The organism is Duganella sp. AC917, from assembly GCF_979258245.1.
Genome location: NZ_OZ409848.1, coordinates 2,371,627 through 2,384,672, shown reverse-complemented (window position 1 = coordinate 2,384,672; position 13,046 = coordinate 2,371,627). Strand labels below are relative to the sequence as shown.

At 64.4% G+C, this 13,046-nt stretch carries 12 protein-coding genes; 5 read left to right on the top strand and 7 right to left on the bottom strand.

What is annotated here, in order from left to right; all coding sequences use genetic code 11:
* Window positions 1–91: 91 nt before the first annotated feature.
* Window positions 92–1,156 (bottom strand): AraC family transcriptional regulator, encoded by a 1,065-nt coding sequence (locus ACZ0BA_RS10285; RefSeq protein WP_463451181.1) that lies wholly within the window; start codon window positions 1,154–1,156, stop codon window positions 92–94.
* A 250-nt stretch (window positions 1,157–1,406) separates the two neighbouring features.
* Here ACZ0BA_RS10285 and ACZ0BA_RS10280 point away from each other — a divergent pair, with 250 nt between their 5' ends.
* Window positions 1,407–2,342, top strand: a complete 936-nt coding sequence (locus ACZ0BA_RS10280; protein ID WP_463451180.1) for an NAD(P)/FAD-dependent oxidoreductase — start codon at window positions 1,407–1,409, stop codon at window positions 2,340–2,342.
* On the opposite strand, the gene serB is transcribed toward ACZ0BA_RS10280, so the two are convergent.
* From serB to ACZ0BA_RS10265, 3 genes are all read right to left on the bottom strand, one after another.
* Window positions 2,334–3,176, bottom strand: coding sequence for a phosphoserine phosphatase SerB (gene serB / locus ACZ0BA_RS10275; RefSeq protein ID WP_463454738.1), 843 nt, complete (start codon window positions 3,174–3,176; stop codon window positions 2,334–2,336). The two genes, ACZ0BA_RS10280 and serB, sit on opposite strands and share 9 nt — an antisense overlap.
* 67 nt (window positions 3,177–3,243) lie before the next feature.
* On the bottom strand, window positions 3,244–6,687 hold the full coding sequence (gene mfd, locus ACZ0BA_RS10270) for a transcription-repair coupling factor (RefSeq protein ID WP_463451179.1): 3,444 nt from the start codon (window positions 6,685–6,687) through the stop codon (window positions 3,244–3,246).
* A gap of 139 nt (window positions 6,688–6,826) precedes the next feature.
* The gene (locus ACZ0BA_RS10265; RefSeq protein ID WP_463451178.1) at window positions 6,827–7,771 is read right to left on the bottom strand and encodes a 5'-nucleotidase; all 945 of its coding nucleotides are present in this window, start codon (window positions 7,769–7,771) and stop codon (window positions 6,827–6,829) included.
* A gap of 270 nt (window positions 7,772–8,041) precedes the next feature.
* Between ACZ0BA_RS10265 and ACZ0BA_RS10260 the strand changes: the two genes are divergently transcribed.
* The 3 genes from ACZ0BA_RS10260 (at window position 8,042) to ACZ0BA_RS10250 (ending at window position 9,799) form a co-directional block, all read left to right on the top strand.
* Window positions 8,042–8,629 carry a hypothetical protein gene (locus ACZ0BA_RS10260; RefSeq protein WP_463451177.1) on the top strand — a complete coding sequence of 196 codons (588 nt, stop codon included), beginning with the start codon at window positions 8,042–8,044 and terminating at the stop codon, window positions 8,627–8,629.
* Between the two features lie 9 nt (window positions 8,630–8,638).
* Window positions 8,639–9,064, top strand: a complete 426-nt coding sequence (locus tag ACZ0BA_RS10255; RefSeq protein ID WP_463451176.1) for a GGDEF domain-containing protein — start codon at window positions 8,639–8,641, stop codon at window positions 9,062–9,064.
* A 243-nt stretch (window positions 9,065–9,307) separates the two neighbouring features.
* Window positions 9,308–9,799 (top strand): hypothetical protein, encoded by a 492-nt coding sequence (locus ACZ0BA_RS10250; RefSeq protein ID WP_463451175.1) that lies wholly within the window; start codon window positions 9,308–9,310, stop codon window positions 9,797–9,799.
* A gap of 7 nt (window positions 9,800–9,806) precedes the next feature.
* On the opposite strand, the gene yfiB is transcribed toward ACZ0BA_RS10250, so the two are convergent.
* From yfiB to yfiR, 3 genes are read right to left on the bottom strand one after another with little or no spacing between them, the layout of a single operon-like run.
* Window positions 9,807–10,352 carry an outer membrane lipoprotein YfiB gene (yfiB, locus tag ACZ0BA_RS10245; protein WP_463451174.1) on the bottom strand — a complete coding sequence of 182 codons (546 nt, stop codon included), beginning with the start codon at window positions 10,350–10,352 and terminating at the stop codon, window positions 9,807–9,809.
* Entirely contained in the window at window positions 10,349–11,617 is a 1,269-nt protein-coding gene (dgcN, locus tag ACZ0BA_RS10240) for a diguanylate cyclase DgcN/YfiN (protein ID WP_463451173.1), read from the bottom strand. Before dgcN ends, yfiB begins: the two co-directional genes overlap by 4 nt.
* Window positions 11,614–12,123, bottom strand: coding sequence for a regulatory sequestration protein YfiR (yfiR, locus tag ACZ0BA_RS10235; RefSeq protein ID WP_463451172.1), 510 nt, complete (start codon window positions 12,121–12,123; stop codon window positions 11,614–11,616). Before yfiR ends, dgcN begins: the two co-directional genes overlap by 4 nt.
* A 211-nt stretch (window positions 12,124–12,334) precedes the next feature.
* Between yfiR and ACZ0BA_RS10230 the strand changes: the two genes are divergently transcribed.
* Entirely contained in the window at window positions 12,335–13,015 is a 681-nt protein-coding gene (locus tag ACZ0BA_RS10230; RefSeq protein WP_463451171.1) for a TetR/AcrR family transcriptional regulator, read from the top strand.
* Window positions 13,016–13,046 lie beyond the last annotated feature (31 nt).

Here is a 13,046-nt window from a genome sequence, read left to right as displayed (position 1 = left end):
GCAATCCGGTTTCAGTTTTGGGGTGCAAATTGCGCGGAGGTCCCTGCGATGGCCGGCATGCGTGCGTCGCCGCACACAGGCCGACCTGTTGTCACAGCGGCCTGACCGGGATGCAGAGGTCGCAGACCATCTGGCCGTTTTGCGGGTTGGTCACCGTGTCCTGCCCAAACATTTCGAAGCATGGCCGGTCGTCGCACTGCATGCCGCTCTCCGGCAGCCAGTTGCGCGTGAGCCAAGTCCAGGCGTCGGCGATGCCGGCGGGCGGGCCTTCGAAGCGGGCGACGGCGTAACGCCCGCCGGGCAAGGTGGCGATGTCGGCCGAGCCAGCGCTGTCGAAGCCGTCGGGGACCGCGACGCAGGCGTCGTAGCGGCACTTGTCGGGCGGCGTGATGCTGGGATCGTCGAGGCCGACGCCGTAGCAGCCTTGCTGGCCCAGGCCATGCGACTGGATCCATGGCGCAACCGTCGCGCGCCAAAAGGTGCCGATGCCGGGACCGTAAGGCCCGATGTAGCGATGATAGGCCACGCGTTCTGCGGGCAGCTCGATGACGTTGACGTTCATGTGGAAATCTCCTTGGTCGTTGTTGGAGATGTCATCGTCGCCGAAGCCGCGTTGCGGTGTCTGATCGAACTTGCCCAGTACCTGATCCAGATTGCTGTCGGCGTCAAGCAAGTTCCCGCGGCCTGGCTGCAGCGCCTGCGACGCGAGGCGCTCGCGCGTGTCCCGGCGCCATTGGGTCGGCGTGCAGCCGAACTTGAGTTTAAAGGCGCGCGAGAACGCTTCGCCTGAGCCAAAGCCGGTCGCCAGCGCCGTCTCCAGCACCGATACCGCCGGCTTGCAGCTGAGCCGAAATGCGGCCTTCTCCAGCCGCCGACGCCGCGCATAGTCGCCCAGCGTTTCACCCATCCACGCGGCGAACACGCGGTGGAAATGGAAGGGCGAAAAATTGGCGACTTCGGCCAGCTGCCGCAGGTCCAGCGGCTGATCCAGGTGCTGGTCGATATAGTTCAGTACGCGGTTCATGCGCCGCGTGTATTCGGCGCGCGGCGAGGGATGGGGAGTGTTGGTCATCTGGTAATTATAGCAACGTGATGGCATTCCACGGCCCAGCGCTCCCGAAAGGTGGCGGCCGCCGACTTCGAGGCCTTCGATCATGTGCTGGTCCGACGTCGTGCCCGATCCCTACTATGTAGGCGGGCGCGGGTTCGATCTGGTGCTCGACTATATCGAGGACGCTTCGGACGGTTTGATCGCGTTCTTGCGGACGAAATAGCACAGCGCCGCCGGGGTGTCGGCAAAATCTCACGCCGGCGTGGGCCGTGCGCCGATGGGACGTCGAACCGGTCCGTCGGATACTGGACCAATGAATGCGATCAGCCCAAGTGGCCCATTTTCCTGCGATGTATTGATCATAGGCGGCGGCCCTGGCGGGCTTGAAGCGGCGATTTACCTGCGCCGTTTTCAGCGCAGCGTGATGATCGTCGATAAGGGCCACAGCCGGCTGTCGCTGATCCCGGTGACGCACAACTACGGCGGCTTCCCGGACGGGATACCTGGGCATCAGTTGCAGCAGCGCTTGCGCGATCAGCTTTCGCGCTACGATACCCACGTCACTGCGGGCGAGGTCACTCGGCTGGTGGAAGATAATGAAGGCTTTGTCGCCGATTTCAACGAGACGCAGGTGCTCGCGCGGATGGTCATTCTGGCGACCGGCGTGGCCGACGCCGGTCTTCCCATCGAGAACTGGCACGATGCCGTGCGCTGCGGCGCAGTGCGTCTATGTCCGGTTTGCGATGGCTGCGACGTGTTGGACAAGAAAATCGCGGTGATCACGTCGCCCGCCAACCCGGTGGGCCACGCGGTGTTCATGCGGACCTTTTCAGCCGACGTGACGCTGTTCGAGCGCGACGACTCCGTACCGCTGGACGCGGAGCAGCGCATTCGCCTGCAGCAGGCGGGCGTGCGTTATGTGCAGGCGCCGGTCAAGGGCGTGGGCATGACGGTCCGGATGACCCCGGTGCTGCACACCGCCGACGGCGCCGAGTACCATGCCGATGTGCTGTATCCGATGCTGGGCGAGAGCGCCCGCTCGGAACTGGCGGCGGCGCTGGGCGCGCAAACCGAAGCGGCGTGCGGCGAGCTGCTGGTCGATGAATATCAGCGCACCAGCGTGGCGGGGCTGTACGCGGTGGGCGACGTTGTGAAGGGGTTGAACCAGATCAGCGTGGCGATGGGGCAGGGTGCCGTGGCGGCCACCAATATCCACGCGAACCTGCCGCCGCATTGGCGTGCGCCGGTCGACGCGTCCGGCGCGGGGATGGCCCGCGCCACGTCAGGTTAGCAGCGGCAGGATGCCGTCCAGGCCGACAAAGTTCAGCGCGACGTTGGCTTGTTCACGCACCACCGGCTTGGCGCGGAAGGCCACCGACATGCCCGAGATGCCCATCATTTTCAGGTCGTTGGCGCCGTCGCCCATGACGATCGCCTGCGATGGTTCGATGCCCAGCTCCGCGCAGACGCGTTCCACGGTGCGCTTCTTTTCCTCGGCGTCGACGATGGTGCCGATCACCTTGCCCGTCAACCTGCCGTCGACCACTTCCAGTTCGTTGGCGTTGGTGTAGTCCAGGTCCAGGCGCTTTTTCAGGCGTTCGGTGAAGAAGGTGAAGCCGCCCGACACCAGCAGCGTTTTCAGGCCGGCCTGTTGCACCGCCTTGAGCATGGTCTCCGCGCCCGGCGACAATTGCAGGCGCTCGTCGTAGACGCGTTCCAGCGCAGACGCGTCCAGACCTTCGAGCAGCGCGACGCGGCGCTTGAGGCTTTCGGCGAAATCGAGTTCGCCGCGCATGGCCGCCTCGGTAATCTCGGACACCTGTGGTTTCAAACCCTGCATGTCGGCGATTTCGTCGATGCACTCGATGGTGATCAACGTCGAATCCATATCCATGGCGACGAGTTTGAACTCGCTCATCTTGTGCATGCCGATCGAGTACGTGGCGTCGAGTTGCGCCGCGTGGGCGGCCACTTCGATAGTCTGGCGCAGCGCCGGCGAGAAGGTGATGCCTTCGCAGCGCAGCGCGCGCTCGTTGATCCAGATGACGGACTTCGGTGCGGTGAGGGCGGCGATGCGTTCGAGTCGGGCCCTACAATCGTCGAGCCCCTGTAAAACCAGGTTCATGGTGTCTTTTGCGGTTTTCATAGAATTAGCGTTGTTTGGGCTATGGCATCAAGGTACGACGCCAGCCTCAAGCGGTCAACTGTTTGATGGCGCCTTTGATCTGGGCGACACGCGCTGCCAGATCCGGCATATTGGCGGTTATCTTCAGTTTGTCCTGGCCATTGAGCTTGATTTGGCGGTTTTTTTGTATCAGCTCGATGATGCGCATCGGGTCGATCGGCGGTTTGGCCATGAACTGCAAGGTGGCCGCTTCGCCGTGGGCGTCGATCTTGACGATGCCCACCGTCTTGGCGGAGATGCGCAGGCGGTGGGTTTCGATCAGCGCCTTGACGGCGTCCGGCAGCTTGCCGAAGCGGTCGATCATCTCTTCCTGCATGTCGTCGATCTTGTCCTGGGCGTTGCAGTTGGCCATACGCTTGTAGATGGATAGCCGCTCGTGCACATCGCCGCAGAAGTCGGCCGGCAGCAGCGCCGGCACGTGCAGGTTGATCTCGGTGGTGGTGGCCAGCGGCGCGGCCAGGTCGGGCTCCTTGCCCGCCTTGAGCGAGCGCACCGCTTCGTTGAGCATGTCCGAATACAGCTGGAAGCCGATTTCGGTCATCTCGCCGGACTGGCTGTCGCCGAGCACCTCGCCGGCGCCGCGGATTTCCAGGTCGTGCATCGCTAGATAGAAGCCGCTGCCCAGTTCTTCCATCTGCTGGATGGCGTCGAGGCGGCGCTGCGCCTGTTTGGTCAGCGACTGCACGTCCGTCACCAGCAGGTAGGCGTAGGCCTGGTGGTGCGAGCGGCCCACGCGCCCGCGCAGCTGGTGCAGCTGCGCCAGGCCGAACTTGTCGGCGCGGTGCATGATGATGGTGTTCGCGGTCGGCACGTCGATACCAGTTTCGATAATCGTGGTGCACAGCAGGATGTTGAAGCGCTGCGCCACGAAGTCGCGCATCACCTTTTCCAGGTCGCGCTCGTGCATCTGGCCGTGCGCGACGGCGATGCGCGCCTCCGGCAGCAGCTCGGTGAGCATGGCCATGCGGTTCTGGATGGTCTCGACCTCGTTGTGCAGGAAGTACACCTGGCCGCCGCGCTTCAATTCGCGCAGACAGGCCTCGCGGATGATCGATTCGCCCTCGCTGCGCACGAAAGTCTTGATCGCCAGGCGCTTTTGCGGCGCCGTGGCGATGACGGAGAAGTCGCGCAGGCCTTCGAGCGCCATGCCCAGGGTGCGTGGAATCGGCGTGGCGGTCAGGGTCAGCACGTCGACCTCGGCGCGTAGCGACTTGAGCGCCTCCTTCTGGCGCACGCCGAAGCGGTGCTCCTCGTCGATGATGACCAGGCCCAGTCGGGTGAACTTGACGTCGTCCGACAGCAGCTTGTGGGTGCCGATGACGATGTCCAGCGTGCCGTCGGCCATGCCCTTGATCGCCTGGTTGATCTCCTTGCCGGTGCGGAAACGCGACATCTCGGCGATGCGCACGGGCCAGTCGGCAAAGCGGTCGGCGAAGGTCTGCGCGTGCTGCTCGGCCAGCAGCGTGGTCGGCGCCAGGATGGCTACCTGCCGGCCGCCCATGACGGCGATGAATGCCGCGCGCAGCGCCACCTCGGTCTTGCCGAAGCCGACGTCGCCGCACACCAGCCGGTCCATCGGTTTGCCCGACGTCATATCCTTGATGACGTTGTTGATCGCTTCCTGCTGGTCCGGCGTTTCGTCGAAGCCGAAGCTGTCGGCGAAGCGTTCGTAGTCGTGCGCGGAATATTCGAACGCGTGGCCTTCGCGCAGCGCGCGGCGGGCGTACAGGTTCAATAGCTCGGCGGCGGTGTCGCGTACCTGTTCGGCGGCCCTGCGCTTGGCTTTCTCCCACTGGCCCGAGCCGAGCGAATGCAGCGGCGCGTCTTCCGGCGAGGCGCCGGAGTAGCGCGAGATCACATGCAGCTGCGACACCGGCACATACAGCTTGGTGTCCTTGGCGTATTCCAGGTGTAGGAATTCGGTTTCGCCTTCGCCCAGGTCCATGCTGGTCAGGCCCATGTAGCGCCCGATGCCGTGGTTGATGTGCACCACCGGATCGCCGATCTTCAGCTCCGACAGGTCGCGCACCATCGACTCGACCTGGGTGACGGCTTCCTGCTTCTTCTTGCCGACGCGGCGTCCCGAACCCGCATAAAGCTCGGTCTCGGTGATGAAGATCAGGTTTTCGTTGGGCGTCGACAGCTCGAAACCGGCGTGCAGCGGCGCCACGCCCAGCGCCAGTTTGGCGCTCGAGGTGGCAAAGCCTTCGAAGCCCTCGACCGGCGTCAGCGCCAGGTCGTATTCGGCGAAGTACTGCTGCAGCGTTTCGCGGCGGCCGTTCGATTCGGCGCAGATCATCACGCGGCGGCCGGCTTGCAGCAGATAGGCGCGCAGGTTGGTCAGCGGGTCTTCGCTGTGGCGGTTGACGGCGATGTTGGGCACGGGCGCCGACAACTCGGAGGCGCCACTGTCCGCATCTTTCGAAATCGCCAACCGTGCGTAAGGCTTGGCCAAAGTGAAGAACTGCTCGTCCGACAGGAACAGCGCTTCCGGCGACAGGATCGGGCGTTCGCGGTCGGCCTTAAGAAAACGGTAGCGCGAGCCGGTGTCTGTCCAGAAGCGTTTGATGGCGGCGTCGATGTCGCCCACCAGGGCCAGCGCGGCGCCTTGCGGCAGATAGTCGAACAGCGTGGCCGTGTCTTCGAAAAACAGCGGCAGGTAGTATTCGATACCAGCCGAGGCGATGCCGCTGCTGATGTCCTTGTACACCACCGAGCGCGAAGGATCGCCTTCGAACTGCTCGCGCCAGCGGCTGCGGAAGGTGGTGCGCGCCGCTTCGTCCATCGGGAATTCGCGGCCCGGCAGCAGGCGCACCTCGTTGACCGGGTACAGCGAGCGCTGGGTGTCGGCGTCGAAGGTGCGGATGGTTTCGATGGTGTCGCCGAACAGGTCGAGCCGGTAGGGCAGGGCGGAACCCATCGGGAACAGGTCGATCAGGCCGCCGCGCACCGAGTATTCGCCGGGCGACATCACCTGCGTCACGTGGGTGTAGCCGGCCAGCGTCAGTTGCGACTTCAGGCGCGCCTCGTCGAGCGATTCGCCTTTTTTGAAGAAGAACGTGTAGGCCGCCAGGAACGACGGCGGCGCCATGCGCACCAGTGCCGTCGTGGCCGGCACCAGCATCACGTCGCACTGGCCGCTGGAGATCTCGTGCAAAGTGGCCAGGCGTTCGGACACCAGGTCCTGGTGCGGCGAGAAGGCGTCGTAGGGCAGCGTTTCCCAATCCGGCAGCAAATGGCAGCGCAGCTTGTCGCCGCCGAACCATGGAATCTCGTCGAGCAGGCGTTGGGCGTCGCTGGCGTTGGCGACGATCACGGCCAGCATCTGGCCCTGCGATTTCAGTTCGAGCGCGGTGAGCGCGAGCGCGTAAGCATCCGACGAGCCATGCAAGGTGGGCAGGGCGAAGCGGTTACCTGGTTTGGGAATCGATTTGGCTAAGACTAAGGGCACAATAAGGGCGACGCAGATTTAACGGTTACGGGTGGTTAGTCAACGGTCAGGCGGCGCCGCAATGGCAGCGCCGATGCCGACATTATAGACGATGCCCGCCAGCGCCGTGGTCCGGTCTGACCCGGTGTCGGACGGCCAATCAGATGGCCAGCTTGGGCGGCCGGTTGGCCACGCCGAACGGCACGTGCACCATCGGGATGTTGCCGCCGACCGACTTCAAATGACTCAGCTGGTCGTCGAAGAAGATGTGCGGCTTGAAGATGGCCAGCACCCGCGATTTCTCCATGCCGCCGAGGAAAAACGTCTCGTTGGCCGATACGCCCCAGCTTTTGAGCGTGGTGACGACGCGCTCGTGCGAGGGCGCGCTGCGCGCCGTGATGATGGCGATGCGCAGGATCTTTTTATAGCCGGGATCGCGCCGCTGCGCCCGTTCCTCCAGCCGCTGCATCAGCGACAGCTTCTGGAACAGGTCGGCCAGCGGCCCCGGCTGGTGCGGGATCGCCACCCGCTCGCGCTCGTGGGCGTGGAACTCGTCGACGTCGTTGTTGCGCTTGAAGACGGTTTCGGATTCGTCGTCGGCGATCACGCCGTCGAAGTCGAAGGCCACGCGCAGCTCGGTGTCGTGATCGTCGTCCTCGGTGCGCGAGGGTAGCACCAGCCCGGCCGGATAATTGGCCTCAAGCGCGTTGCGCACGTCTTCCTCGTTGGCGCTGAGAAACAGCGAGGTGTTGAAGGCGGGCAGGTAGGTGTACGGCGATTTGCCGGTAACGAAGCAGGCGCGCGAGATGTCGAGGTTGTAGTGGGCGATCGAATTCATCACGCGCAGGCCGGTCTCGGGCGAGTTGCGCGACAGCAGGACGACCTCGACAGGCGACGATTGCGCATAGTGTTTGTTGATGCCGAGAAAGCGCCGGATGAACGGAAAAGCCACACCCTTGCCCAGTATTACGTCTATATGCTGCTCCTGATACTTTCGGTATTCCTCGGCGCCGCCCTCCAGGTAGATCTTGTGGGATTCGGTGAGGTCGAACAGCGCGCTGGAAGCGATGCCGATGACCAGTTTGTGCTCAATTGGGTAAGCCATGGTTGCAGTGCGCAGGTTGCTGTGCCGGGTTGCTAGAAGTGCCACTCTACCCGATTCACACGGACAACGGCGGGCATATCAGAAATTTCATCGCGGCAACTGTCGATTGGTTCTATACTGCGCTGTTTTCGACCAACCCTTGCTCATCGCGGACGTCCGGCGTGCTTCATCTCGAAACCCTGTTACTGGTCCATTTGTGCGTAACCCTGCTGACCACGGCGTTGGTTGCCGCGTCCGCCAACTACGCGGACAGCCCGCCCGAGTTGCGCTGTGGCGGCGGGCAATGTCTGCGTGTCGGCGGGCGTGGTCGTGACGCTGCTGGAGACGTTGCCGGCGCTGCTCACCAGCGTGGCCGGCTACGGCATCATCGCTTTCGGGCTGGCGTTGGTGCTGCGCGGCCTGCGCGTGTACGGCGCGGCCACCTTGTCGTGGCCGATGATCGCGCTCATCACCGGCCTGGCGCTGCTGGTTCCTGGTTACTACACCTTGGTCGAACCCAGCCGTTGCGCGCGGCTGGTGTTCAGCGGCTTCTATTTCGGCCTGCTCAATTTGTGGTGCGCCGCCGCCATCGCGCGCCATGGCGGCTGGCGTGTCGATTGCATCGGCGTGACCGGCTTTGTCGCGCTCGGCTGTGCGCTGCTGCTGCGCGGTACGCACACGCTGCTGGATACCGATTTGTCCGATCCGACCAACGCGCTGATGATGGGTGTGACGGCCTTGGTGATCCCGCTGGCGCAAATCTGCATCTCGTTCGGGCTGATCGTGATGGTGATGCGGCGTTACGCCGAGCGCCTGCGCCGGCTGTCGACGCTCGATACCCTGACCGGCACGCTCAACCGCGCCGGCCTGGAGCTGTAGGGCAAGCGGGTGGCGCTGCGCGCCCAGCGCGGCGGGCGCAGCCTGGCGGTGGTGATGATCGATGCCGATCATTTCAAGGCGATCAACGATAGCCACGGCCACCTGGTCGGCGACGAGGTGTTGCGCCATTTGTCGGCCTTGCTGAGGATGGAGTTGCGGCCACATGATGTGCTGGCGCGCTTCGGCGGCGAGGAGTTCGTGCTGGTGCTCGATGATTTGAACCTGGCCGACGCGCTGCGGCTGGCCGAACGTTTGCGGGCGGGCATCGAGCTGACCGTGGTGTCGACCGGCGATGTGGCGGTGCGCTTCACCGCCAGCCTTGGCGTGGCTTGCTCGGATCAGCATGGCTACGACCTGATCCGGCGGATCTCGGCCGGCGACGCAGCCTTGTACGAGGCCAAGCGGGCCGGGCGCAATCGCGTGACCGCCGGTTAAATTGTCACGCTGATGCGCAGGTGGCGATTGTCCCCGGCGCGCCACACTGTGTGCGATAACTGTTGACGTGAAATCCGCCGACCCGCATATTGTGTGTGATTCGAACAATAAGCAAGCCACCTTGTGGCGTAGCGGTACAGTGAAGCAGCCCCCGTGGCTGCTTTTTTTTGTCTGATACGCCTCAATCGAAGCGTGGGTAGCGTGTGTTAACTTGGTCATTCCGCCGTGCCCCGAGGAGCGATCATGCCTGCCAACAACGAAGAAAATCCGGTTGAAAACGCGTCTCGTGGCGCATATGATGGACGTGTCGAAGTACGTCTCGCAGTGGTCGAGAAACGCATGTCGGCGGTGGAGGTGGATGTGGCGGTGATACGAACCAGCTTTGCGACCAAGGAAGATGTGCAGTCGCTGCGCAATGAGATTCACGCGTCCACCGAGCGAATTATCGGGCTGCTGCACGAGCATAAGCTGGAGTTCAATAATGCGCTGGCCAAACAGCGCGAGGAATTCAAGGACGCGCTGGCCAAACAGCGCGAGGACTTCTTCGCGGCCCTGTCCGCTCAACGCGAGGAATTCAAGGACGCTCTGGCCAACCAGCGCGACGAGTTCAAGGATGCGCTGGTGGAACAGCGCATCACTTTGTATAACATGCAGATTTCCCACATGTGGAAGCTGTACGGCTTCGCCTCACTGCTCATGACGGGCGTTTACTTCATCGCCCGCTACGTCCATTGAACCGCGGTCACACCGCGCTGACGATGATCGTCACGCGGCGATTTTGGGCGCGCCCGGCTTCGGTGGTATTGTCGTCGATCGGCCGCGCGTCGCCGTAGCCGACGCGGCGGATGTTACTTTCCTTGAAGCCGGCCGTCACGAAGACCTGCGCGGCGGCCGCCGCGCGCCGCTCCGACAGTGCCTGGTTGTAGGTTGCCGCGCCCCGGTTGTCGGTGTGGCCCTCGATACCGAGTTCGCTGACGCCGACCGACAACAGCACGGCGGCTGTGGCGGCGATGTCCTTGGCGCCCTCGTCGGTCAGCCTGTCGCTGTCGAAGCCGAAGGTGACGCGTCCGCCGACCTCGCCGCCGCCGTCGGTGCTCAGGCTCTTTTCCCAGCCGCGCGTGGTCGGCTTGAAGCCCAGCGACTGCAACGCCGCCTGGCGCGCCGTGATCACGGGTGCGGCCGGCTCGGCCGGTTTGGGGGCGGCGCAAGCGGTCAGCAGGCCGGCGGCCAGCGCCACGGCGACGAGGTTGAACAGGGCTGTCGAAGCGCGGCGGTGAAATGCGGTCATGGTGTCGATTGATCTATAGCTTGTGGTTGAAAAAGGGCGTCGGTGCCGCGCGCGCGGCTTTTGGCCACGTACATGGCGGAGTCCGCCGAGCTGACCAGGGCGTCGATGCTGTCGCCGTGGTCCGGATAGATGGCGCCGCCGATAGTCACGCCCAGCGGCAGTAACTGGCCGTCTTCCAGGCGCAGCGGCTGGCGCAACGATTGGCGGATGCGCGAAATGGACGACAGCACGTCGTCCGAGTCGCCGATCGGGTGCAGTAGCACGACGAATTCGTCGCCGCCCTGGCGCGCCACGAAGTCCGTTTCGCGCACCGAGGCGCGCAGGCGCAGCGCCAGCGTTTCGAGCAGCACGTCGCCGACCGCGTGGCCCATCGAATCGTTGACCTGCTTGAAGCGGTCCATGTCGATGAACAACACCGCGGCACGTTCGTCCAGACGGCGGCAGCGCGCCAGCACCTCGCGCAGGTGCTCGACCAGATAGCGTCGGTTGGGCAGGCCGGTCAGGCCGTCATGCAGGCTGGTATGGCGCAGGCGCAGGTTGGCGCTACTGAGTTCCTCATGGCGCTCGGCGATTTCGTGCTGGTACGATTGCAGCTCCGTTAGCAGGTGGTTGAAGTCCTCGGCCAGCGTGTTGATCTCCAATACCGTGCCGACGTCGGCCCGCGCGTCGAAGCGGCGGTGTTCGCGCAACTCCTTGGTCAGGCGCACCAGCGCGGACACCGGTTCGACGATCAGCCGCGCCAGCCGGTGCGACCACCACCACGCCGCCACCGCGCTCAGGGCCAGCGACGACAGCACTGCGGCCAGCAAGCCGGCCAGGGAGTCGAGCAGGACGCGGCCGTCGGAACTGAGGCGCACCTCGCCCAGCTGCCGCGCGCCGGCCGCCACCGGGGCCGACACCGACATCGGCAGCAGCCATGCGGCGACGCGGCGTGCCAGCGCGTCGTGGCGGCCGGCCGGCGGACGGCGGTAGTGCAGCAGCACCGCGCCACGCCGGTCCAGCACCTCGACGGTTGCCAGTTGTTCGCTGTCGGCCAGCGGCTTGACCAGTTCCATCAGGGCCTCGGTGTCCTTGAAGCGTAACGCCGGCTCGCCGGCGTAGGCCAGCGAGCGCGCCGCCAGCGACAACGCGTGCGTGGCCTGCTGCTGAAGGCTGTACATCGCTGCGCCGCCCATCAGCGCGGTCGCGCAGCCGAGTGCCACCAGCACGCTGCGCCATTGGCCGCGCCGCACCAGCGCGGCGATGCTTTGCGGCGCCGGCGTCATCGGGCCGCTCCGCCGCGCACACCGAGCTGCAGCATGCGCGGATTCAGGCGCAAACCGCTGAAGGCGATGGCGTCGAGGTTGACGCGAAAGCGCAGTCCCTTCGCGCCTTCAATCAGGCAGATCTGGCCGGAGTAGGAGCAGAAGTTCTCGCCCCGGCCAAGGGTCAGGATGGGGTGTTTATTCAATCTCAACAGCAGTCCTTGCTGGGTGGCGACCGGCATGTCCGGGAACAACACCGCCTGACAGCCGAGCAGTTCGGCGGCCATCGCCGGCTCCATGCGGCGCATGGCGACCTTGAGCGGCGGCGCCGGCGACATGGCGGCGAAGGACGCGGCCAGCGCGGCGGCGCCGGCGTCGCTGTCGCTCAGGCACAGCATGATCGGCTCGGGCGCGCCCGGCCAACGGGTGTATTGGACGATGCCGAGCACCAGGTCGGCCAGCTCGTCGATATTGCCGGTGGTCTGCGCCTGCGTGGCGCCCGGTAACTGGGGCAGCACCGCCGCCATGACCGAGATCAGGAGGCGCCGGACAGGAAACGATCGGAGCAGGTGCAAGGGAGCCGGATGGTCGGATGGAATGAAAGGCGAATTTTGCTTCTATTGTGTCCGGAAGACAAGCGAAATGTGAAGTAAAGCCACAGTTTTTGGGGCGGGCGCGTGGGAGGCCTGTGCTAAGATGATCGGATACGTTATTAATAAAACCATATCAGAGACTATCTTGCGGGCACAATTCGACTTGGAACAATTCCAGAGCATGACGCCGCTCGACGGCGTCAATATCTGGTCTTATCTGCTGGACCGCAATGCTGAGCGCATCACGGTAAAACGCCGCAAGCCGGCACTGGAAAACCTCGAGCGCATCTTCAACGCCACCTTCAAGCTGGCCAACGAGGTCGGTTTCCGCGCGATGAATTTGCGCGACCTGTGCCACGAGACGGGACTGTCGATGGGCGGCCTGTATGGCTACATCAGTAACAAGGACCAGCTGGCGGAGATGATCGAGGACGTGGTGCGCCACGCCACCCACGAGATGCCGCGCCTGTTCGACGACCTCACCGAGCCGCTCGACAAGCTCGAGGCGCTGATACGGGCGTCGATCTACGTGTCCGAAATTCTGCAACCCTGGTTTTATTTCGTCTTCATGGACTCGCGGGTGCTGCAGGCGCAGCACCGGCACACGGCCAAGGCGTCGGAGCTGTACGTGCAATCGCTGTTCGCCGACGTCATCGCGCAAATTCCGGACCGCCCGCAGGGCAGCGCGGACCTGCTCGCCGCCCACATCATGGCCACCTTCCAGGACTGGTACGTCAAGCGCTGGAAGTACCGCGCCGCCAATGTCACGCCCGACATGTTCGCCGACAGCGCCGTGCGGATGATGCGCGGCTATCTGTCGGCCTGACCGTCCCTGCCGCCAGCTAATTGGCCAGCTA

Coding starts and splice junctions, on each gene's coding strand:
- ACZ0BA_RS10285 (WP_463451181.1), bottom strand. CDS start 1,156: ATGATCGAAGGCCTCGAAGTCGGCGGCCGCCACCTTTCGGGAGCGCTG.
- serB (WP_463454738.1), bottom strand. CDS start 3,176: ATGAACCTGGTTTTACAGGGGCTCGACGATTGTAGGGCCCGACTCGAA.
- ACZ0BA_RS10265 (WP_463451178.1), bottom strand. CDS start 7,771: ATGGCTTACCCAATTGAGCACAAACTGGTCATCGGCATCGCTTCCAGC.
- ACZ0BA_RS10250 (WP_463451175.1), top strand. CDS start 9,308: ATGCCTGCCAACAACGAAGAAAATCCGGTTGAAAACGCGTCTCGTGGC.
- yfiB (WP_463451174.1), bottom strand. CDS start 10,352: ATGACCGCATTTCACCGCCGCGCTTCGACAGCCCTGTTCAACCTCGTC.
- dgcN (WP_463451173.1), bottom strand. CDS start 11,617: ATGACGCCGGCGCCGCAAAGCATCGCCGCGCTGGTGCGGCGCGGCCAA.
- yfiR (WP_463451172.1), bottom strand. CDS start 12,123: ATGGCGGCGGTGCTGCCCCAGTTACCGGGCGCCACGCAGGCGCAGACC.